The organism is Ornithinimicrobium murale, assembly GCF_003352835.1.
In the GTDB taxonomy this organism is placed as follows: Bacteria; Actinomycetota; Actinomycetes; order Actinomycetales; family Dermatophilaceae; genus Ornithinicoccus; species Ornithinicoccus muralis.
On sequence record NZ_QLVD01000001.1, the window covers coordinates 130,218 to 152,041 of the forward strand.

The 21,824-nt window shown below is 71.4% G+C and carries 16 protein-coding genes; 4 read left to right on the forward strand and 12 right to left on the reverse strand.

Features of this window, described 5'->3' with window-relative positions:
• Positions 1 to 4: 4 nt before the first annotated feature.
• The 4 genes from ahcY to kynA form a co-directional block, all read right to left on the reverse strand.
• Complete coding sequence (gene ahcY / locus DPQ65_RS00550; protein ID WP_114905500.1) at positions 5 to 1,474, reverse strand: adenosylhomocysteinase; 1,470 nt, start codon at positions 1,472 to 1,474, stop codon at positions 5 to 7.
• Between the two features lie 435 nt (positions 1,475 to 1,909).
• Entirely contained in the window at positions 1,910 to 3,298 is a 1,389-nt protein-coding gene (locus DPQ65_RS00555; RefSeq protein WP_114905435.1) for a mycothione reductase, read from the reverse strand.
• A gap of 126 nt (positions 3,299 to 3,424) precedes the next feature.
• On the reverse strand, positions 3,425 to 4,663 hold the full coding sequence (locus DPQ65_RS00560; RefSeq protein WP_114905436.1) for a kynureninase: 1,239 nt from the start codon (positions 4,661 to 4,663) through the stop codon (positions 3,425 to 3,427).
• Positions 4,656 to 5,510: a tryptophan 2,3-dioxygenase gene (gene kynA / locus DPQ65_RS00565; protein ID WP_238146600.1), complete on the reverse strand. Its 855-nt coding sequence runs from the start codon at positions 5,508 to 5,510 to the stop codon at positions 4,656 to 4,658. The genes DPQ65_RS00560 and kynA overlap by 8 nt, the downstream gene beginning before the upstream one ends.
• A 270-nt stretch (positions 5,511 to 5,780) precedes the next feature.
• On the opposite strand from kynA, the gene DPQ65_RS00570 reads away from it, so the two are divergent.
• From DPQ65_RS00570 to DPQ65_RS00580, 3 genes are read left to right on the forward strand one after another with little or no spacing between them, the layout of a single operon-like run.
• Complete coding sequence (locus DPQ65_RS00570; protein ID WP_114905438.1) at positions 5,781 to 6,497, forward strand: ABC transporter ATP-binding protein; 717 nt, start codon at positions 5,781 to 5,783, stop codon at positions 6,495 to 6,497.
• On the forward strand, positions 6,494 to 7,837 hold the full coding sequence (locus tag DPQ65_RS00575; protein ID WP_238146593.1) for an FtsX-like permease family protein: 1,344 nt from the start codon (positions 6,494 to 6,496) through the stop codon (positions 7,835 to 7,837). The genes DPQ65_RS00570 and DPQ65_RS00575 overlap by 4 nt, the downstream gene beginning before the upstream one ends.
• Before the next feature lie 25 nt (positions 7,838 to 7,862).
• Entirely contained in the window at positions 7,863 to 8,819 is a 957-nt protein-coding gene (locus DPQ65_RS00580) for an amidohydrolase family protein (RefSeq protein ID WP_114905439.1), read from the forward strand.
• Between the two features lie 72 nt (positions 8,820 to 8,891).
• Here DPQ65_RS00580 and DPQ65_RS00585 read toward each other — a convergent pair whose 3' ends face one another.
• The 6 genes from DPQ65_RS00585 to DPQ65_RS00610 form a co-directional block, all read right to left on the reverse strand.
• A complete protein-coding gene (locus tag DPQ65_RS00585; protein ID WP_114905440.1) occupies positions 8,892 to 11,573 on the reverse strand; it encodes a M4 family metallopeptidase in 2,682 nt (893 codons plus the stop codon).
• A 143-nt stretch (positions 11,574 to 11,716) separates the two neighbouring features.
• Entirely contained in the window at positions 11,717 to 12,748 is a 1,032-nt protein-coding gene (locus DPQ65_RS00590; protein ID WP_114905441.1) for a helix-turn-helix domain-containing protein, read from the reverse strand.
• Positions 12,749 to 12,762: 14 nt separating this feature from the next.
• On the reverse strand, positions 12,763 to 14,043 hold the full coding sequence (locus tag DPQ65_RS00595) for an SIS domain-containing protein (RefSeq protein WP_114905442.1): 1,281 nt from the start codon (positions 14,041 to 14,043) through the stop codon (positions 12,763 to 12,765).
• A gap of 9 nt (positions 14,044 to 14,052) precedes the next feature.
• Positions 14,053 to 14,259 (reverse strand): Trm112 family protein, encoded by a 207-nt coding sequence (locus DPQ65_RS00600; protein ID WP_114905443.1) that lies wholly within the window; start codon positions 14,257 to 14,259, stop codon positions 14,053 to 14,055.
• Positions 14,256 to 15,677 (reverse strand): phosphomannomutase/phosphoglucomutase, encoded by a 1,422-nt coding sequence (locus DPQ65_RS00605; protein ID WP_114905444.1) that lies wholly within the window; start codon positions 15,675 to 15,677, stop codon positions 14,256 to 14,258. Before DPQ65_RS00605 ends, DPQ65_RS00600 begins: the two co-directional genes overlap by 4 nt.
• Before the next feature lie 9 nt (positions 15,678 to 15,686).
• On the reverse strand, positions 15,687 to 16,043 hold the full coding sequence (locus DPQ65_RS00610; protein WP_114905502.1) for a DUF3499 domain-containing protein: 357 nt from the start codon (positions 16,041 to 16,043) through the stop codon (positions 15,687 to 15,689).
• 341 nt (positions 16,044 to 16,384) lie between these two features.
• Between DPQ65_RS00610 and DPQ65_RS00615 the strand changes: the two genes are divergently transcribed.
• Positions 16,385 to 16,702, forward strand: a complete 318-nt coding sequence (locus DPQ65_RS00615) for a metallopeptidase family protein (RefSeq protein WP_202862950.1) — start codon at positions 16,385 to 16,387, stop codon at positions 16,700 to 16,702.
• Positions 16,703 to 16,745: 43 nt separating this feature from the next.
• On the opposite strand, the gene DPQ65_RS00620 is transcribed toward DPQ65_RS00615, so the two are convergent.
• Together DPQ65_RS00620 and DPQ65_RS00625 are read right to left on the reverse strand one after the other, a co-directional pair.
• Complete coding sequence (locus DPQ65_RS00620) at positions 16,746 to 18,644, reverse strand: DUF5719 family protein (RefSeq protein WP_114905446.1); 1,899 nt, start codon at positions 18,642 to 18,644, stop codon at positions 16,746 to 16,748.
• Positions 18,644 to 21,820: a glycosyltransferase gene (locus DPQ65_RS00625; protein WP_162801934.1), complete on the reverse strand. Its 3,177-nt coding sequence runs from the start codon at positions 21,818 to 21,820 to the stop codon at positions 18,644 to 18,646. The genes DPQ65_RS00620 and DPQ65_RS00625 overlap by 1 nt, the downstream gene beginning before the upstream one ends.
• Positions 21,821 to 21,824 lie beyond the last annotated feature (4 nt).

Below are 21,824 nucleotides of genomic sequence, written 5' to 3' on the forward strand. Positions count from 1 at the left end.
ACCCTCAGTAGCGGTAGTGCTCTGGCTTGAACGGGCCGGAGACGTCCAGCCCGAGATACTCGGCCTGCTTCTTGGACAGTTCGGTCAGGTCCGCGCCGAGCGCACCCAGGTGCAGCCGGGCGACCTCCTCGTCGAGCCGCTTGGGCAGGACGTGGACGCCGACCGGGTAGTCGTCCGGCCGCGTGAACAGCTCGATCTGGGCCAGTGTCTGGTTGGCGAAGGAGTTGGACATCACGAAGCTCGGGTGGCCCGTGGCGTTGCCCAGGTTCAGGAGCCGCCCCTCGGACAGCACGATGATCGAACGCTCCTCGCGGGCCGGGGTGTCGCCGTCCGCGTCCTGGGCCGGCAGGGTCCACTCGTGGACCTGCGCCTTGATCTCGGTCTTGCGCACCCCCGGCACCCGGGCGAGACCGGTCAGGTCGATCTCGTTGTCGAAGTGCCCGATGTTGCCCACGATCGCCTTGTCCTTCATGGCGAGCATGTGCTCGGGGCGGATCACGTCACAGCAGCCGGTGGTGGTGACGAAGAAGTCGCCGATCCCCACGACGTCCTCGAGCTGCGCGACCTGATAACCCTCCATGGCAGCCTGCAGCGCGCAGATGGGGTCGATCTCGGTGACGATGACGCGGGCGCCCTGCCCGGCGAGCGCCTCGGCGCATCCCTTGCCGACGTCGCCGAACCCACACACCACGGCGACCTTGCCGCCGATCAGGGTGTCGGTGGCCCGGTTGATCCCGTCGATCAGGGAGTGGCGGCAGCCGTACTTGTTGTCGAACTTGGACTTGGTGACCGAGTCGTTGACGTTGATCGCCGGGAACAGCAGGTCGCCCGTCTCGTGCAGCTGATAGAGACGGTGCACCCCGGTCGTGGTCTCCTCGGTGACGCCCCGGATCCCCTCGGCGATCGTGCTCCAGCGCGTCGGCTGGGACTCAAAGGTCTCGCGCACCGTGTCGAGGATGACGCGATACTCCTCGCTGTCCTCCTCAGTCGCGGTCGGCACGGCACCGGCCTGTTCCCACTGGCGGCCCTTGAGCACCAGCAGGGTGGCGTCCCCGCCGTCGTCCAGGATCATGTTGGGGCTGTCCTCACCCGGCCAGTCCAGAATCTGGGTGGTGCACCACCAGTACTCCTTCAGGGTCTCGCCCTTCCACGCGAAGACCGGGACCCCCTGCGGGTCCTCCGGGCTGCCGTCTCGGCCGATGACGACGGCCGCGGCCGCCTCGTCCTGGGTGGAGAAGATGTTGCAGGAGGCCCAGCGGACCTGCGCGCCCAGCGCGACCAGCGTCTCGATCAGCACGGCGGTCTGCACCGTCATGTGCAGCGACCCGGCGATCCTGGCTCCGGCCAGTGGCTGGCTGGAGGCGTAGCGCTCACGCAGGGCCATCAACCCCGGCATCTCGTGCTCTGCGAGACGGATCTGGTGCCGTCCCGCCGTGGCGAGAGACAGATCCCTGACCTGAAAGTCGAACGTCATGCTCTGGTGCTCCGTCGGTTGCAGGGTGGGTTCACGGCGCAGTATGCCGTGGGGCCGGGTCATCGGGTCCGGTCCAGATTTCCCCATCCTACGTTCTCAGCCCGACTGCACCGCCTTCCCGAGCGCGCGGCGCAGTCACGGGCCCACGGCCACCCGCCGGCTCCGGCCCCACTTGCCGTCCGCGCCCACTCCCGCCTGTTCCGTCCCACTTCCCGTCCGCGCCGACTCCCCGTCTGTTCCGTCCCACTTCTCGTCCGCGCCCACCCCCCGCCGGCGTGTCGCGCACTGTGCCGACATCGGGGCGGCGTGTCCCGGGCTAGAGCGCGGTGTTCGCAGCACCGATCCCGCACCAGTGCACGACACGCAGAGCGCCGTGCCCGGAAACCTTGCGACCGGATCGGTCACAGCGGCCCGGGTTCCAGCAGGACCGTCCGCTCAGAGCCCGAGCAGCGCGTTCTCCACGACCTCGGCGAGGGCCGGGTGGATCCAGAACTGGTCCCTGGCGACCTCGTGCGCCGGTTGTTGGAAAGTCATCGCGTGGATGACCGTCTGGATCAGCGTCGAGGCGTGCGGCCCCATGAAGTGGGCACCCAGGATCAGCCCGGTGGATGCGTCCCCGACCAGCTTGGCCACGCCCGTCGTGTCCTCCATCGCCCAGCCGTAAGCCGTGTCGCCATAGCGCTGCAGCTTGACGGTGACGTCGAAGCCGGCGGCACGAGCTTCCTGCTCAGTCAGTCCGACGGTGGCCACCTGCGGGTGGCTGAAGACCGCCGCTGGCACCGCGTCGTGGTGGAACGTCCGTAGGTCCTCGGGGTGCACCAGGTTGTGGGCGACCACGCGCGCCTCGTGGTTGGCGAGGTGCTTGAGCTGCACGGGCGCGCTCACGTCGCCGAGCGCCCACACCCCGCGTGTGCTGGTTCGCCCGTGTGCGTCGACGACGACCCGGCCATCGGGGCGCACGTCCACGCCGGCCACGTCCAACCCCATGCCATCGCTGTTGGGGACCCTGCCGGTGGCCACGAGCAACACGTCGACGTCGAGGGGGTCCCCCTGGCTGAGCTCCAGGCGCACGCCGGTGTCGGTCCGGGTCGCCCCGGTCACCTCGGTGTTCAGCCGCAGATCCCAGTGCTCCTGAGCCTGCTCGGTGAACAGCTCGCTGATCTCCGGGTCCAGCCGGTGGTGCAGCAGACGCTCACTGCGCTGGATCTGCGTCACCCGCACCCCCAGCGCGGAGAAGACGTGGGCAAACTCGGCGCCGATCACCCCACCGCCGATAATCGCCATGGAGGCGGGCAGCTCCTCCAGACGCATCACCGTGTCGGAGGTCTCGACCGGCACACCGGAGTCAGCGATGGCCGGGGGCAGGGTGGCCCGGCTGCCGGTGGCGATCACGATCTGGTCCCCGGTGATCCGGTGCCGTTCCCCGACCGCGTGTTTCCCACCCGGTTGGGTGATCTCGACCTCGAGCTCCCGCTCGCCAACGAAGGTGGCGTGCCCCAGGTAGGCGTCCGTGTTGGGGCCGTTGACCCGGTAGTCGCGGCCCCCCTCGGAGATCGGGTCGATCCGGCCGAAGACACGGTCTCGGATATCGGCCCACCGCACGCCATCGAGGGTGGCATCCACGCCGAACCGGTGGGCCTCGCGAATGGTGGTCGCGACCTCCGCGGCATAGACGAACATCTTGGTCGGGATGCAGCCCACGTTCAGGCAGGTGCCGCCGAACACACCGCGCTCGATGACGGCCACCCTCTGGTCCGCGAAGTCCTCGGTGACCAGCGAGTTGCCCGAGCCGGTGCCGATGATGATCAGGTCGTAGTCAGCCACGGCCGCCACCCTATTCTGAGGGAAGATCGGACCGGTCACCGCCTGTTCTTGGGGAGGATCGGACCAGCGCCGAGCGGTCCGATCCTCCCTTTTCTTGCGCGCAGGGCGGTCCGATCCTCCCCAAAATTAGGTGAGGTGGGAACGGACCCTCTGGAGGCCAGTCACGACCTCGGAGAAGCTGGTGGACAGCGGGGCCAGGCCGAGGCGGAGGCCGTCGGGTGAGCGGAAGTCAGGGATGACACCCTGCTCCCACAGGCGGGCGTTGACGTCGGCGAAGTCGTGCCGCCGGATCGTGATGTGCCCGCCGCGGTGGGCGTGGTCCCGGGGTGAGGCGATGTCCACACCCAGGTCCGGCGACCAGGACTCCACGATCTGCCAGGCGAGCTCGGTCAGCGCGAGGGACTTGGCGCGCACCGCCTCGATGCCAGCCTGGGCCAACTGCTCCAGGGACAGTCGCAGCGGCACCATCCCCACGATCGGCGGGGTGCCGCTGACCAGGGACCTGATGCCCTCGGCGGGTCGGTAGCCGGCCGCCATCAGGAACGGGTCCCGGCGCCCCATCCACCCCTGGATCGGTTGCTGCAGTATGCCGTGGTGCCGGCTGGCCAGGTAGGCGAAGGCCGGGGAGCCGGGGCCGCCATTGAGGTACTTGTAGGTGCAGCCGACTGCGGCATCCACGCCCCACTCGTCCAGGGCCATCGGCACCGACCCGGCCGAGTGGCACAGGTCCCACAGGACCAGGGCACCGTGCTGGTGCGCGAGCTGGGTGATCGCCGGCGCGTCGGCCAGGTAGCCCGAGCGGTAGGCCACGTGACTCAGCAGCACGACGGCGGTCCGTTCCCCCACGACCTGGGCCACCTGCTCGATGCTCACCCCGGAAGCTGGGTCCGCTTCGATCCAGACCAGCTCCATCCCGCGCTCGGCGGCCACGCCCTCGGCGACATACCGGTCGGTCGGGAAGTTGTCGGTGTCCAGCACGATCTGGGTCCGGGCCGGGTCGTCGGCGACCTGCCCGTCGGCCAGCGCACGCAGCATCTTGTACAGCAGGACCGTGGTCGAGTCGGCCACCACGGTCTGTCCCGGGGCAGCACCCAGGGCCGCTGCCGCGACCAGGTCACCGGTCTCCTCCGGCCACCGCATCCACGCCTGGTCCCAGCCCCGGATCAACCGGGTCCCCCACTCCTGCTCCACGAACCGCGCCAACTCCGCGGCCGTGCCACGCACCGGCCGGCCCAGGCTGTTGCCGTCGAAGTAGGCCACCAGGCCGGGCGACTCCTCGAACCGGTCGGTGAAGGCCGCCAACGGGTCGGCGGCATCCAGCTCGGCGGCACGCGCCAACCAGTCAGTCGCCAACCCGTCAGTCATGGTGATACCCCTCCGGCTCGACGTCCTGGATCCGGGACCGCACGGCGTACAGCTCGGGGAAGAAGGTCAGGTCCAGCGCGCGCCGCAGGAAGGGCACCCCCGAGGACCCACCGGTCCCCCGCTTGGACCCGATGATCCGCTCCACGGTCTTCAGGTGCCGGAACCGCCAGAACTGGAAGTTGTCCTCAACATCGATCAGCTCCTCGCACAGTTCATAGACCCCCCAGTGGTCATGCGGCGCGGCATAGATCTGCCCGAACAGATCGGTGAGCGCGTCGTTCTCCAGGTGCGGGCGGGACCAGTCACGATCCAGCAGCTCCGCGGGGACCGCATACCCCTGCCTGGACAGCCAGGCCAGCACCTCGTCATACAGGCTCGGCTCACCCAGCAACCCCGACAACTCGGCGTGCACGGCCGGGTCGTGCTCGAAGACCCGCAGCATCTCCGCGTTCTTGTTGCCCAGGATGAACTCGACCGCACGGTACTGCCAGGACTGGAAACCCGAACCCGTGGCCAGGAACGAACGGAACTCCGCATACTCACTCGGTGTCAGGGTGGCCAGCACCGACCACTGCTCGGTCAGCGTGACCTGAATGTGCTTCACCCGCGCCAGCCGCTTCAGAGCGGGGCGGGGGTCATCCTTCCGGATCAGCTCACGGGCCGACTGGAGCTCGTGCAGCATCAGCTTCAGCCACAGCTCGGAGGTCTGGTGCTGGATGATGAACAGCATCTCGTCGTGCCGGGTCGGCACCGACCGCGGATGCTGCGCCGACAGCACCTTCCCCAGCTCGAGGTACTCCCCATAGGACAGATTGCGCGTGAAGTCCCGCTCGATGCCCTCCTCGATCTCTCGCTGCGCAGCGGTATGCCGTGATGCCGGTTGGTCTGATCCGGCCTGGTCGGGCGCGACGTCGTCGGACACGCAAACCTCCTCGTGGGTGGGATCCCCAAGGTATCTCGCCCCACACCGACACCGCAGCGGGCCTGGCGCTATGCCGCAGCTGCGGTCTCCACCCACGGGCTGATCCGGGCACGCCCCGGGTCGTAGCACGGGAGGTCCGAGGTCCGGCCCGCGGTCCGACGCCGCACACCCCCTCCGCGATAGAGGCTGGATAGCATGAACACATCAGTCCTTCAGGCCCAGTCCGTGACCAAGACCTACGGGCCCACCGTCGCCCTCGCCGGGGTGTCGCTGCAGATCGCCGCCTCGGAGGCGGTGGCGGTGATGGGAGCCTCCGGCTCCGGCAAGACCACCCTGCTGCACTGCCTCGCCGGGATCATCGCCCCCGACGCCGGAGCGATCACCCTGCACGCCCCACAGGGCGCCCTGCGGATCGACACGCTCGGCCCCGAGGGGCGCGCCCGGGTGCGCCGCCAGCACTACGGGTTCGTCTTCCAGCAGGGACTGCTGCTCCCCGAGCTCACCGCTGTCGAGAACGTCGCACTCCCGCTGCTGCTGGACGGCGTGGAGCGTCGTGCTGCCGAGGCCGAGGCGACCCACTGGTTGCACACGCTGGGCCTGGCCGGCATGGAGGGACGTCGCCCCGGCCAGCTCTCCGGCGGTCAGCAGCAGCGGGTCGCGGTGGCCCGTGCGCAGGTCGGTGCCCCCGGGGTCGTCTTCGCCGACGAACCGACCGGGGCCCTGGACTCGCGCACCTCCGCCCAGGTGATGCAGGCGCTCCTGCAGACCACCACCGGCGCCGGCCGCAGCCTGGTCGTGGTCACCCATGACGAGCAGGTCGCCGCCGTGTGCCACCGGGTGCTGCACCTGAGCGATGGCCGGATCGTCCGTGAGCAGCACAACACCCCGAGGCCGACGCAGGTGGCCTCGTGAGGACCGCGAGCCACCTCACCCTGCTGCTGGTGCGTCGCGGCAGCGACACCAGCCGTGCGTCCCTGGCGCTGCCGGTGGTCGCCTTCGCGGTCGTCACCGCCCTCGCCCTCACCGTCCTGGGTGGAGCACGCTTCTTCTTCACCATCGAGGGAGACCTGGCCGCGTTCTACCAGTCCCTCGCCGCGCTGGCCGTGACGCTCCTGGTCATTCCGCTCCTCACCCTCTGCGGTTCCGCAGCACGCCTGTCCGCCAGGCGGCGGGACCAGCACCTGTCCACCCTGCGCCTGCTCGGTGCCCCCACCCACACCCTGACCTGGATGACCGTCCTGGAGTCCACGCTGCTCGCCGCCGCGGGGACGGTCGTCGGGGTCCTCGGTCACCTGGCCCTGGCGCCGCTGCTCGGGCTGCTGGTCTTCCACGGTGAGCGGCTGGGTGCTGGCAACATCCTGCTCGGAGCCGCCGGCACGGTGCTCTGCGCGGTCGCTCTCCTCGCCCTGGCAGCCATCAGCTCGTTGCTCGGGCTGCGCGGTGTCACGGTCTCGCCACTGGGCGTGCGCACCCGTCAGGACGTGCCCCGGATGAGCCTGGTGCGCCTGGTGGCTATCGGTGCAGCACTCGGCGCGGGCCTGTTCGCCGGCCAGGCCCTCCAGATCGACCAGGGCGTGGTCGCGACGGTCGCGGGCATGGTGTTCACCTTCGGCCTCACGATGGCCGTCCTCAACCTGGTCGGGCCCTGGCTGCTGGGCGTCGTGGCCCGGGTGCAGGTCAGGCGCGCCACCGGCCGGCATGCCGCGGAGCGGCTCCTGGCGGCCCGCACCGTGCTGGACTCGCCGAAGGCCGCCTGGCGACAGGTCAGCGGCGTCGCGCTCACCTCGTTCATCGCCGTGTTCGCGGGGGTGGGACTGGCGGTCACGGACGCGATGGCCGGTTCGGGGGCGTCCTCCCAGGAGGACGCGCTGCTGCTGGCTGATCTCCGCACCGGCATCGCCCTGACGTTGCTGATCTCCTTCGTCACGGTCGCGGCCTCGGTCGCGGTCAACCAGGCGGCCGACATCCTCGACCGCCGAGAGCTGTTCGCCAGCTTGGAGCGCATGGGCATGCCGCTGCTGGGGATGGACCGCGCCCGCCGACGGGCGGTGCTCTCACCGCTGCGCCTGGTCTCCCTGGGGTCGGCCCTGGCGGCCGCAACCCTGATCTTCCCGCTGGCCGGGATCGCGCTGCTCACCAACCCGCTCGCCCTCGTGACCACCGCCCTGCTGCTGGCGGCTGGGATAGCCCTGGTGTGGTTGACGCTGCTGGCCACCTCACCCCTGCTGGCCAGGGTGGCGCGAGAGTCGTGAGCCGACCCACGGCATACTCGGACCCGTGCCGACCGCCCCAGAGACCGACACCTCGACCAGACAGCCCGCCACGGACGCCGCGGTGCCGGCGTGGGTGGCCGGACTCGGGCTACCCGGGCTGGCCGACGTCCACGTGCACTTCCTGCCCGAGCGGGTGTTGCAGAAGGTGTGGGCCCACTTCGATGCGCACGGCTGGACCGAGGCGGGCGACTGGCCCATCCACTACCGGCTCCCCGAGGAGGAGCGGCTGGCCACGGTCCGGTCCCTGGGGCTGCGCGCCATCCCGGCCCTGACCTACGCCCACAAGCCGGGGATGGCGGCCTGGCTCAACCAGTGGTGCGCCGACTTCGCGCGCCGCGTCCCGGACGCTGTCCCCTGCGGCACGTTCTTCCCAGAGCCCGCCGCCGCCACCTACGTCCCCCAGGCGTTGGAGGATGGCGCGCGGCTGTTCAAGACCCATGTCACTGTCGGCGACTTCGATCCCACCGACCCGATGCTGGACCCGGTCTGGTCAGACCTGCAGGACGCCGGCGCGCCGGTCGTCCTGCACGCCGGGTCCGGACCGCACCCCGGTCGGCACACCGGGCCCGGCCCGGTGGCTGCGCTCCTGCGGCGCTTCCCCCGACTGGTGCTGGTCATCGCCCACCTGGGGATGCCGGAGCACCACGAGTTCGCCGACCTGGCCGAACGGTATGCCGGGGTGCACCTGGACACCACGATGGCCGGGACCGACTACGTGCAGGCCAGGGCTCCGCTGCCGGCGGACTACCTCCCCCGGCTGCGGGACCTGCAGCACAAGGTCGTCCTGGGGGCCGACTTCCCGAACATCCCCTACCCCTACGCGCACCAGCTGCAGGCCCTGGCCCGCTGGGACCTCGGCGACGACTGGCTCCGGGACGTCCTGTGGCACAACGGAGCCCGACTGATGCAGCTCGAGGAGCAGCACCCTCTCCCCAGCCCACGATCACCGGCCACGGGGTGAAGCTCTGACATGCAGAGTGGTGCCGTCGTCGTCCGCTGACGACGACGGCACCACTATTGCCCGTGTTGTGCCTCAGCAGCTCCCGGCCGGCTCGGCCCGGGTGACCAGGTCGGTGCGTGCCTGCGAGGTGCTCAGGTAGACCAACCGCTCTCCGTCGCCGAACGACGGTGACAGCTGCTCTCCGAAGCCACAGCTGTAGCGCTCGAACGTCGCGGTGCCGGCAATCACGTCCTCGGCGGGAGCGATCTTGAGCTTGTGCATGTCGGACTCGCCCGCCGGGTAGCCCCAGCTGCCCCAGATCGTGGTCGTGTTGAAGACGAAGTGTTCGTCGTTCACCGCGAACTGCCCGACATACACCCTGCCGACCGACAGCTCTGCCGCCTCCTCCATGGCATGGGAGGTGTGGAACAGGTGGTCTCCGAAGAAGCCAGTCGTGCGCCAGAACAGCCCGTCGTCGGTCATCGCGAGGGCATCGGCCGACGCAAAGATGTTTGCTCCGCTGTGCACGGTGCTGCGCTCCCCGGTGGCCAGGTCCAGGCGGGTGACGCGGGAGTTGTCGATCCACGCGACGACGCCGTCGTCGACCACCACCTGGGTGGCCCGGGTCCCGTCCTCCGGGGTCAGGTTGACGGGCTCACCGCCAGCCTCCCGTGCCCAGACATCGGTCTCACCGTCCAGGCGGGTCAGCCACGCGACGGAGCTCCCGTCGACACTGGGCTGATAGCTCTCACCGGGGTTGGTGGAGACGACCCGGGTGCCGCCGAGACCGTTGCCCTTCTGCTCGACCACCTGCATCACGTCTCCGGAGACCCGGGTCCAGGTCAGGTTGGCGCCGGAGATGGCCGGCTGGATGTCCCAGGCGCCGTCACTGTTGATGGTCCGCGGCTCTCCGGGCGCGTAGGTGCCGACCACCAGGGCGTAGCTCGGTGCCCCGGCGAAGAAGCCCTCGATGTCGAGGGTCGAGGTGGCCCAGCGGTTGCCGCTGGTGACCGCGGCAACGTCGGCGTGCCCCGCGTAACCCTCGTAGGCCGAGACCGTGTTGCTCAGCAGCACGTCGGCGTCCTCGGGGTAGGCGGTCTCCCAGCCGGCGTAGATGCCGTGGGCGTCGAAAGCCGCGGCGATGGCGTCTCGATCTGCCTCGGGCAGCTTCTCGGCGCGGGCGACCAGCTCGACTGCCACCCGCATGTCGGTGAAGTCCGACAACGGAGTGAGGTACTCCGTGAGTGCCGTGTAGATCAGCCGGTCAGAGACGCTCGGGTCCAGCGTCTCGCGCAGGTCCCACAGGGCGCCTCCGACGATGGTGGAGTTGAGGTGGACACCTCCGTTGTCGTGGCCCACCGACAGCAGCCGGTAGTCCTCGTCGGCCCGGCGGCCGTCGTTCAGGTCGCGAATGGCGCACTCCTCGGGCACGCTGCCGACGGCGCACAGGTTGTCCCCGATCAGCCCCGCGCGCGGGTCGGTCATCGACATCTCCAGGTCGTCGACCTCCATGGCGTTGCCAAAGTAGTCACTGATCGCCTCGTTGAGCGCACCGCTCTGGTTGATGTAGAGCAGGTTGGCGCTGTGCTCGGTGATGGCGTGGCTCATCTCGTGACCCACCACGTCCAACGCCTTGGAGAAAGGCACCCCGTCGGAGCTCCCGTAGACCATCTTGGTGCCGTCCCAGAAGGCGTTGGCGTACTCCCGGCCGTTGGACGTCACGTTGACGACCGAGAGCATCGTGCCTCCCTCGCCGTCGACACCGTCCCGCCCGAGCTCGTGCAGGAAGAACTCATAGACCTTGCCGGCGTTGACGTGAGCATCGACCGCGCCGAGGCTGGTGGCAGCGCCGTCGAACCGCGCAGTGTCGGAGCTGAACAGCGGGGTGTCCTCGGGCAGGGCGTTGGCGTAGTCCTGGTAGGGACGGCCCAGGGCGTCGAGCGTGTGGATCTCTCCACCCGTCTCGGCGAACATGGCTCGGCTCTGGTCGCGCAGCTCAAAGCGCCCGCCGTCGGTGGTGCTGATAGCCAACGGGACCTCTGGGCCGTCGAACGTGAGGCCTGTCCCCTCGACCCCCTCAACGGTGTGGATCTGGTTGAACGAGAGCAGCACCGCGCCGACGGTGGCGTCCATGAACACCTTCTGACGCACTGGTGCGCCGGACGCGTCCGTCCCGGTCACCTCGAACTGCCACGCCAGCACGCCCTGGCCGGAGGGGACGATGGTGAGGCCCTGATCGGTGATCGTGGGGTCGTCCATGCCGCCGACGGTCGGGTCCATCCACAGCCGCTCCCGTGCTGCCTCCAGGCCGACGGTCGGGGTGGTGTCGACGGCGAGCTCGGTGAACACCTTGCCGGTCACCGTCTCGACGGTGCGGGCGGTGGAGTCACCCGCGGTGTGCACGACGTACTCCGCGCCCAGGACCGGCACTCCCTGGTGCTTCTGCTGGAACCGGACCGACTCGCCGGCCGCGGCACTCCGGGCATTGCCGGTCGGAACGAGCTCGGTGCTCTCGATCTGGTAGACGTCGGCGTTGGCCGCGATATGGGCCCGCGCCACCGCAGCGGCAGAGCCGCGGCGCGTCGTGTCGTCGATATCGCGGGTCATCACCGGGGCGGCGGTGTCGGGGTCGTGCAGGACCCGCTCAGCCGTCGGGCTGCGGTGCTGCTCTCCCTGTGCCGAGGGCTCGGCCGCGGATGGGGACGCGAGCAGGCTGCTGACCAGAGCGATGCTGGCCGTGGTGCTCAGGGCGATGCGTAAACGTGGGTTCACCACGTGATACCTCCTGGGACGTCGGCTCGCCGCGGGGTGGCGAGCTCGGTGTGCTCATGTCACCAGGCGGGCACCGCCCCCACAAGGCTTGACCGTGGCGGGAAGTGGCAGTGGCGGGAACACGCCGGGCTCCGCCTGCTCGCGTCTTAGGTGGTCGCCTCGTCCTCATCGGGGGGCAGCCAGCCGGACCGCACCGCGTGACAGCCGAGCTGGAAGCGACTGTTCGCACCCGCCAACGACATCAACCGGTGGATCCGGCGCTGCAACGAGCGCAGCGACGTGCCCGTGTGCCGGGCTATGCCGGTGTCGGTCTGCCCGGCCTGGAGGAGCGCCAGGACCTTCTGGTCCACCTCGTCGAGCCGCGGAGCAGCCTCGGCCCCCGCTCCGTGATGCGTGCCGGCGGCCACCAAGGGCCACCCACCGGCAGCCACCAGGTCGAAGAGTGCTGCCAGGGCCTGCACCAAGCCAGACTCGTGGACGATCGTCACGGCTGGCTCGGACGCGGCCCCTCCTGATGACAGGGGCACCATCGCCATGGCGCGGTCGGCGATGACGGCCTGGACCGGGATCTGATCCACCACGGTGATGCGCTGTCCGGCATCCAGTGCCCACTGGGTCTGCCGCTCGGCGGCCGGCTGCTCGAGCCAGTCCCGCGGTATCACGACGTGGTAGCGCACGCCGCGCCGGATGGCATCGGCCTCGGCGGTGTTCTCGTCACTCGCCACGACGGCTGAGTCACCCAGAACTGGCATCATCCCGAGGATCTCGCGCCGGGCTGCCAGCTGGAGCTGGAGGAAACGGTGGGCGACTGCCTCCCGCCCCAGCACGACCTCCACCGGTGACCCGGGCGGCACGGTGTGGGAGGCTCGAAAGTGGTCAGCGAGCGTCGCCACGGTGGCCTTGACCTGTTGCAGCTCCTCCTGCCGGGCCGCCACCAGTGGCCCCAGCGCCAGGGCGGGCGGGCTGGCCCGGAAGGTAGGGCCTGGTTCCTCCTGGATCAGCAGGCCGCGGGCCACCAGCCGCTCGGCCAGACCGGGGAAGGCCGCCGCCGTGCTCGCGTCCACGAGGCCTTCGCACTGGGCGAGGGTCAGACCGGGCCGATCCACCAGGAGTCGGTACAGCTCTTCCTCGTGCTCGTCCAGGCCCAGCGGCGTCAGGGCCTGGTTCTCGCCACTCACGCCCGCCCTCCCGCTCAGCGGGTGCGGTCGTTGAGGTCCGCCACGTGCGGTGAGACCGAGGGGTCCAGCCCCAGCCCCAGCGCAAGATAGGTCGCGGCGAAGTCGACCGTGGAGACCAGCTCGGCCAGTCTGGTCAGCGGGCGGCCCGGTTGGGCGATCACGTCCATCACCCGCACGCCGGCGTCCCGGGCGGTGACCAGCACCGCGTCCGTCAGCGCCTCGACCTGGACCGACTCCTGCGTCGGTGGGTCAACCGGCGCGTCCCGCAGCGTGAGCAGACCGAGCTCCGGCAGGGAGGGACCGTCCAGGAAGGGGTCAGCGAAGATGTCGCGGCCCGACTGCCCTCGGGGGATCTCGGCGAGGTCGCCCTCGGGCTCGGCGAAGTGGTGCGGCTCCCAGCCACTGGTGTCGATGTCGCCCAACCGGATCCGGCCCGCGTCGTAGGTGCCGGGGCGCAGCCCACCCATCGCGGTGTAGGGCCCGTCGAAGCAGGCCACGATCTGGCTGGCCGCGTCGGGCAGCTCACCCCAGGACGCGGGAATCCGCGCCGTGCGGGCGAGCATCGAGGAGGCCCGTGCCGCGGCGACACCGCTGAGCGGACCGTCGCCCAGCACCATCGGCACCGTCTCGGCAAGCTGGAGCGCCAACAGCTTGGCGGGGTTGACGAAGGACTCCGACGCGGGCCGATACGCCTCGGCGCTCTCGTCGAGCCGCTCGGCAACCTCTGTCATCGCTCCTGCGGGCGTGTCGACGATGCCGATCGCATCGGCGCCCAGGAGCACCGGAACCAGCAGGCTCCAGAGCCCGGTCCGCGAGCTGGTGCGACCCCGGCCGACGCCGATGTGCACCCCCCTGGCCCGTCGGCATACCTCCGCCAGCGGCGAGTCGTCGGCCCCCACGGTGAGCAGGGACGCCCCGCGCCGAGCGGCCTCCGCGGCGATGGCGAGCGGGCCGGGGGCGCGGCCGGACAGGGAGACCGCCACCACGAGGTCGAGCGGACCCACCCAACCGGGCAGTGGCAGGTTGCGGCGAGCCTGCACCGGGACGGGCGACCCGGGCTCGGCGAGGAGTTCGAGCACCTCGGCGACCATGGCAGAGCCACCGAGGGCGGCGACCAGCACCGAGCGGGGCCGGTCGAGGCGGGCCAACCGGTCGATCCCCGCCTCGTCGGACAGGGTCACCGACTCCCTGACCTGGGCCCCGGCGGTGGCCAGGGCGCGCAGGGTCTGGCGGCTGTCCTTGCGGAGCAGCTCGTCGGAGTCGTCGAGCAAGGCGTCGTCGATATGCGGTGACATGGGAGCCCCTCAGCGCGTGACGGTCGTGGCGTCGCTCTCGAGCAGGACGGGGATCCCCTCGGTGATCGGGAACTGGCGCCGCTGGCCCGGGCCGCCACAGTCCTCGGCGCACTCCAGCACCGGCTGACCGGCCTCGTCCGTGGCGTCGACCAGCTCGTGCTGGCCGACCGGACAGCGCAGGATCTCTCGCACCCACGGCTCCATCGCGTCAGTCATGCGCGCACCATCCTCAGCACCTCGTCGCGGATCGTCTCCATGGTGGCCTGGTCGGAGGCCTCCACGTTGAGCCGCAGCAGCGGCTCGGTGTTGCTGGGCCGCAGCGAGATCCACCAGAACCTCTCCTGCGTCCCGCTGCCCATTGTCAGCCCGTCGAGCTGGTCGACGGAAGCACCCTGATCCTCACCCCAGCTGCGGACCCGTGCCGTGGCCGCCGCGACGTCCTCGACCCGGGAGTTGATCTCCCCGGACCCGACATACCGCTCATACGGCGCCACCAACTCAGACAGGGGGCCGCGCTGCCCACCGAGGGCGGCCAGGACATGCATGGCGGCGAGCATCCCGGTGTCGGCAAACCAGAAGTCGCGGAAGTAGTAGTGCGCGGAGTGCTCACCCCCGAAGACGGCGTCGTGCTCGGCCATGAGTGCCTTGATGTAGGAGTGGCCGACCCGGGTGCGCACCGCCCGCGCCCCGGCGTCCACGATGGTCTCCGGCACGACCCGGGAGCAGATGACGTTGTGGACGATGGCAACGTCAGCGGGGTCAGCCCCGGAGGCGACCTCCCGGGCGATCTCGCGCTGCGCGACCAGGGCCGTGATGGCGCTGGGGGTGATCGGTTCGCCACGCTCGTCGACGACGAAGCACCGGTCTGCGTCCCCGTCGAAGGCCAGGCCGAGGTCAGCCCCGTGGGCCAGCACCGCCGCCTGCAGGTCGCGCAGGTTCTCCGGCTCCAGGGGGTTGGCCTCGTGGTTGGGGAAACTCCCATCCAGCTCGAAGTAGAGCGGCACCACCTCCAGCGGCAGTCCGGAGCGTCCCAGGACGGCGGGCACGGTGTGCCCCGCCATCCCGTTGCCCGCGTCCACGACCACCTTCAGGGGCCGCCCGTCGGACAGGTCGACCAGTGAGTGCAGGAAGTCGGCGTAGTCGTCCAGGAGGTCGGCCTCGGTGAGGGTGCCGACGCTCGCGCCAGTGGGCAGGTCGTGCTGGCCCCCCCGGTCCAGCAGCCACTGTGCCAGGTCCCGGACCTCGGCCAGTCCGCTGTCCAGGCCCACCGGACGGGCTCCCGAACGGCACAGCTTGATGCCGTTGTAGGCGGCCGGGTTGTGGCTGGCGGTGAACATCGCGCCGGGCACCGACCGGGCGCCACTGGCGTAGTAGAGACCGTCGGTGGAGCACAGGCCGATCATCGTGACATCCACACCGTGCGCCGCGGCGCCGGCCGCGAAGGCCCGCGAGAGCTCGGGCGAAGACGGACGCATGTCGTGGCCGATGACCATGGCCCGGGCACCTTCGGGGCGCACGACAACCTGCGCGAAGGCAGAGCCGAGCGCGGTCGCCACGGACGGGCTGAGCTGCTCCGGCACGAGCCCCCGCACGTCATAGGCCTTGATGAAGTCCTGGAGGCGCGCTGCGGTCACCCCGCGAGCCTAACGGTCGCGCAGGAGGCGCAGGTGACCGCGGCGACCGACCTCGGTCACGCTGGCCTCGGCCGGACGGAGCGGACGGGAGCCCGGCGCCTCGGTGTGCGACTTGTGCTCCCGGACCGCCTCGGCGAGCGCCACCAGGTCATCCGGCGGCTCCTCCCCCATCTCCAGGCGCACGATGTCCCAGCCGCGCGGCGCGGTCATCCGTCGTGCGTGGTCGTCGCACAGGTCGTAGGAGTGCGGCTCGGCATAGGTGGCCAGCGGGCCCAGCACGGCGGTCTGCTCCGCGTAGACATAGGTCAGCGTGGCGAAGGCGCTGTTGCCGCACGCGGTCTTGGAGCACTGACGGGAGATAGCCACGATCCCAGACTGTATGCCGTCCGGCCGGTTGGACACCGCAACCACGCCGACGCGGGCCCTCCCCGGTGTTCCCTGCACGGACCAACGGCCGGTGCTCCCACGGTCGAAGTCACCGGGCACAGAGTTCTCGTGGGTGGGTCTGCGAGGACGGGGAGGCCTGCGTGACAGACTGCGAACGGTCCCCGCAGTGGGGCATCAGGCGCACCACACGACGGTGCATCGCTGAGCGTCGTCCGGGAGGTGGACAGGTGACTGGTGGGCACACTCGGTCAAGCCTGCGGCGGCGGGACCGCCGTGGTCGAGGCATGCGGGGCCCGCTCGCGTGGCCGCGCGTGCCCGCGATGCGTTCTCGCTCCGCCCGGTTCGATGATCTGGTGCTCGACGCCGTCCAGCTGATCGAGCAGCGGCTGGGCCGCGAGCTCAGTGACCTGGAGGTCGCCGTCGAGGACGTGCCGCCCGCCGACCCGGCCCCCTGGGAGGCCGGCATCGCGCTGGGGCGGCTCTTCCCCGCCGAGGGCTCGCTACCTGCCCGCGTCGTGGTCTACCGGCGCCCCGTGGAGTCCCGGGCGCAGGGTGATGAGCTGGCGGCCCTGATCCACGAGCTCCTGGCCGAGCAGGTCGCCAGCATGCTCGGGCTGGATCCCGAGGAGCTGCTCTAGCCGACTCGGACCCGCCACTCCAGGCCCGACTCAGGCCCGACTCTCAGGGCAACCAGGGTGCGATCGCCCGCACCTCGCGGGTGACCGGGGCTGTCGGCAGCGGCAGGCCGGCGATCTGGAGGCCGAGGTCGTGTTCCAGGGTCGAGATCACGCCCGCTGAGACAGTCCCCTCGAGGGGGTGCAGCCACACGCTCTCGGTCTGCTTCGCGAGCTCCACGGTCCGGGTCGAGGCGGCCGGGACGGCCAGCTCAGTGGTCGTGACCGTGCCGTCGACGACGGTCACCACGGCGATTCGTGCGCCCTGCAGCGACGTGATGTTCAGGGAGCCGGCGATGGCGCCGTCGACGCTCGTGGCCAGCGGTGCACCCTGCAGGCCGCTGCTGGGTGTGACGGCCGGGATCCAGGCCAGGTCACCGGTGCCGCCCGCCTCGTCCCGGCGCTGCACCTGAGCGGCCGCCACGACCGGGGTGTCCGCGGTCACCTCGATACCCTGCGTCCCGGCCGGCAGGTCCGCCACGTCGATGTCCGCCACGGCACCGGGCTCGACGGTGGTCACCCCCTGCTCGAGACGCACCGGACCGTCCGCTGTGAGCGCCCGGAGCTGGACCACACCCGTCTCGGCGCCCGGGACCGCCACCCGGACGGACGCGGTGTCAGCGGTGTCCGGCCGGGGAGCCGGGACCGCGGGAATGACCAGACTGGTGGCCGGTGACGCCGCTGGCGTGGTGACCTCGGCTCCGCGGTCGATGGTGCCCTCCAGCCAGCGGTCTCCCAGCGCGGCGACGACCGGGCCACCGGTGGTGGTCACATGGACCACGGGGCGTTCCTCTCCGGGAGCGAGGGCGTCCAGCAGGACAACCTGTCGACCGGCCGGCGGCACGACGATGCCGGTGCCACCGACCACGCTCACCGGTCCCGCAGCGCCCAGCACCTCGGCGGTGACGGTGATCGGGTTGCCGGTCGGGTTCGCCAGGATCAGGCGCTCGACACGTCCGGCCTCCGCCCCGCCGGCGACGAGCCACAGATCGTCCCTGGCCATGCCGCACGCAGCCGTCGCCATCCCCCACTGCTGTTCCTCAAAACTGTAGCCGAGCTGGGTCGCCGCGAAACCCGCCGCCAGGGTGCCCTCCGCGGCCCCGCGCACCCACCGAGAGCCTTCGACAGCCAGGGTCAGCACCTCACCACGCTGGTTCGCCTCAGCCGTGGCGCCGTCGGGGACCCCGCCCAGCGAGACGGCACCGCCGGCCTCGCTCGCGACACCCTCCGGGAGCGCCTCGGTCGGGGCACTACCGGCCGCGACGCTCGCGCCCTGCTCGGGCTCGGGAACACTGGGGTCGTCCAACCCGACCAGGCCGGGGCCCACGCACCCCAGCGTGCTGTCATCGAGGACGGCCAGTCCAGCCGGACGGTCCGTCCCGGCTGGCGTCGGGCCCTGCCGGTCGAGCGCGTCCGCAAGATCGAGCGTGCCGACGCGTCCCGATCCTGCACCGTAGACGAGCGCCGCTGCCAGGGCCGCGATCCCCGCCGCCCTCGCCCAGCGGCCGGCCGTGCCGAACCGCCCGCGCCGGGTCAGCCGTCGGGCTTCCTCCGCCTGCTCCGGGGTGCCTCGGTCAGCCCGGGCTGCGTAGCTGTGTTCCTCGCCGCCCGCCAGCGGTCCGACGACGCCGTGACCGTCCTCGGAGTCGCCCGCCTCCGCGTCGCCCGGAGCGGCATCGGCCTTCTCCGACTCTGGCTTCTCTGGGTCGCCTGAGACAGCCTCCTCTGGCGGGTCGAGGACCTCACCCGGTCCCGTGCCCGGCGGGCTGGTGTCGAGGTCTGGGTCCGCGTCTCCCGCAGCCGGGGCGGGGTCGTCCTGCCCTGGCTCCAGGGGCGGGTTGCCATAGAACAGGTCGTCGACCCTCGGCTGCGCGGTCCCGCGGCCGCGCTTGCGCCTGCGCACCATCAGGAGGACCTCCTGCGTCGTGATCCGAAGGGAAGGGCCAGGAAGAGCACCAGGGCCGCGAGGGCGGCCGTGCCGATCTGCCAGGTCAGGTCCGGCCGGGTGAGCGTCACCTGGAGTTGCTCCGCGCTGCCTGCGGTCACCGCATACTGCAGCGGCCACTGCCCGGCCACCGGCTCGAGCCGCTCGCCACCGGCGCGGACCTCGGCCACCCCGGCCCACCCGGCTCCCTCAGAGATCACCAGGCCGGCCGTTCCCCCTGGCCGCTCGCCACTGCTGCGCAGGACGCTACGTGGGCCGTCCACGGGAACGACCGCCAGCGGCGTGCCGGACTCGTCGACCAGACGCACCCGTGCCGGTGGCACCAGCGCATCCTCGGCACCCGCGCTGCCGACCCGCCAGAGCAACAGTCCCTCCGGGGCATTGACCCGGGAGAGCGCGGCGGTCGCGTCCAGACCGGCGACCAACGGGTCATCCGGCTCGGCACGCAGCCCGACGTATCCGACCCCGAGGTCGAACAGGGCGTCGTGAGCGGCGCTGGAGTCGCTCGCGCTCGCCGGGGTGGTCAGGGTGTGCACGGCTTCGACCAGCGCCTGCTCCCCTGGGCCAGAGGTTCCGGGGGCGGCGTTGGCCCGGACCAGCTCGGTGGCTCGGTCCCGCACCCACAGCCCGGGCTCCTGCCCGTCCAGCTGGTAGGTGACCCGGTCGTCCTCGACGGTGAGGTCCAGCACCCGCAGCGCCTCGGGCCCGGTGGCCTGGGCGTCCACGACCGCGGGATAGGGGCGGGCGGCCTCCGTGAGCTGTCCCCCGACGCCCGCCCAGGTGGCCCAGGCCAGGGTGCCGACCCCAGCGACGGCCACGACGCCGGTCAGGACGGCGACCACCGGGGCATGCCAGGGGGCACGACCCAGGGCGGGCGGAAGCTCAACGGCCTGCGCGGCTGCCAGGAGCAGACACGCGCCGGCGGCGCTGAGGAAGAGGCCCGGCCAGGCGGTGACGACTTCGCCCGCCTCGCTGTGGCCGGCGGCCACTGTGCCCAGCTGGACCAGGGGCGCGGCCAGCGCCGCGGCGAGGCCCAGGACGGCACCCAGGAGCAGTGCGCCCGCCCGACGTCCCCGGTGCCCGCGACGCAGGGTCGCGCCGCCCGCGAGCACGAGAAGTGGCAGCGTCCACCACAGTGTGGGTGAGAGCGCACCGCCCGCGTGCAGCAGCAGCACCTGCCACGGGGACGCTTCGGGTGGCCCGGCCAGAGTCGTCCCCGCCCCACCGAGCACCACCCGGGGGTCCGCGAGGACCTCGCGCAGCCATGGGCCGGTGAGTGCCCAGGGCAGCAGCGCCAGCAGCAGGCCGCGCAGGCGTCCCCACCCGGGGCCACAGACCAGCACGAGGACCCCGGCAACGGTGGTCAGCAGCAGCACCGCGGGGGCGAAGAGCCCGACCAGGGCGGTGAGCAGGATGGTGGCGAAGGTCGTGGTGGTGCGTTGCACGCCGTGTCGCCGGGAGCCGGCCACCACGATCCCCGCGACGATCAGCGGCAGGGCGACGTGCGCCATCACCGGGCCGAGCCGTCCCTCGTCGACGCCTGACGACAGCGGTGCCATCCCGGCCCAGACGAGGCCGACCAGGGCCCGGACCCAGCGCGTGCGCACGCCGATCCTGGCCGCGAAGTAGCCCGCGACCACGGACAACGGGATGGCGGCGAACAGCAGCCAGGCCAGGGTGACCGCCGCCGGCGATCGGGAGCCATCGACCCACGGCAGCTGCTCCACGACCCAGGTGAGGCCGCTCATCGGCAGCAACCACGGTGCTGGGGCCGCGGCGCTGCCCAGACCCGCACCGGTCCAGGGGTCCGCCCAGCTGTGCCACAGCTCGGACCAGCCTGCGGAGACCGTGTGGACCTCACCACCGGCCACGCCGTAGCCCTGGCCGGACAGGGCAGGCAGCAGCTCGCGCCAACGCACCAGGGCAGCGCCGACGGCCGCCGCGAGGGCCAGCACCAGTGGCCAGCTCCACAGGGTGCGGAACCGGCTCGGGGCACTTTCCAGTGACTCGACCTCCTCGGAGACCGGTCCGGTCTCCAGGGCTGCGGCGCCGCGTCGCCCGTCCCGGTCGACCAGGGCTCCGTGGACCGTGTCGGTGGTGCCCTGCCACCCGCTGCTGCCGGGGGCGAACAGCGTTGCGAGGTCACGTCGCCGGACGCGTTTGCGGCCGCGGAAGCGCCAGCGTGCCCCGAGCCCCCGGGCAGGAGCGAGCACCGCTCCGGTGTCGGCGAACTCGGCCGCCGCCTCGTGAGGTCGCTTCACCAGCAGCAGGCCCAGGCCCACCAGGAGGGAGGTGAGCAGGACGCCGAGCGCCCGCCAGGGCGCGGCCCACCAGGAGCCGCGGGCCAGGGCCATCTGCCGGGTGCGACGCCGCGTCGTCAGGGTGGGCACGGGATGCCCGTTGCTGCCCTGGCGCACGACGGCGTCGGTGGCCACGACGACACGGTGCCCGGCCAGGTGGCTGCGCCAGGACAGGTCCAGGCCCTCCACCCCGTCCCCGAACGCCTGGTCGATGCCGCGGACCGACTCCAGGACGTCACTACGGACCAGCAGCCCCGGAAGGGGAACGCCAATGACGTCGACCCGTTGGTCGTGCTGCCCCTGATCGAGCTCCCGCGCCACGTGCGCGTCGACGTCCCGCCCGCCGCGGGTGATCCGGTGCCCGACCGAGACCAGTCGGCGCGGGTCGTCGGCCCGAACCAGTTTGGGTCCGACGATGCCGACGCCGCTGGACCGGCGGCCCGCCTCGATCAGGTTGCCGAGGGCCTCGGGCTCGGGCACGGAGTCGTCGTGCAGGATCCAGATCCAGTGCCCGGGGTCGGTCGACAGACCCGCTCTGGCGTCCTCCAGGACCCGCCAGAGCGGCGGGTCTCGGTCGGGGTCCGGGACGGGTTCCCGGACGATGAGCTCGACCCCGTTCTCAGCGATCAGGGGATGGGCCCGCGCCTCGCCGAGCTCCTCATCATCGGAGGCGAGCCCGGTGATGACGACCCGGTCAGGGAGCCGGTGCTGCAGAGAGAGGGCGTCGAGGGTCTGCAGCACCACGGGTCCGCCGGGGTGCGTCAGGAGGATGACGGTCAGGTCCTCCACCGGAACGCGCGGTCGATCGCGCACCCGGGTCGCGGGTGTGGCGGGCACGATG

Bases quoted from the DNA above. Each gene is read 5' to 3' on its own strand.
- DPQ65_RS00570 (WP_114905438.1), top strand. From the start codon at position 5,781: ATGAACACATCAGTCCTTCAGGCCCAGTCCGTGACCAAGACCTACGGG.
- ahcY (WP_114905500.1), bottom strand. From the start codon at position 1,474: ATGACGTTCGACTTTCAGGTCAGGGATCTGTCTCTCGCCACGGCGGGA.
- DPQ65_RS00615 (WP_202862950.1), top strand. From the start codon at position 16,385: ATGCGTTCTCGCTCCGCCCGGTTCGATGATCTGGTGCTCGACGCCGTC.
- DPQ65_RS00595 (WP_114905442.1), bottom strand. From the start codon at position 14,043: ATGTCACCGCATATCGACGACGCCTTGCTCGACGACTCCGACGAGCTG.
- DPQ65_RS00560 (WP_114905436.1), bottom strand. From the start codon at position 4,663: ATGACTGACGGGTTGGCGACTGACTGGTTGGCGCGTGCCGCCGAGCTG.
- DPQ65_RS00600 (WP_114905443.1), bottom strand. From the start codon at position 14,259: ATGACTGACGCGATGGAGCCGTGGGTGCGAGAGATCCTGCGCTGTCCG.
- DPQ65_RS00620 (WP_114905446.1), bottom strand. From the start codon at position 18,644: ATGGTGCGCAGGCGCAAGCGCGGCCGCGGGACCGCGCAGCCGAGGGTC.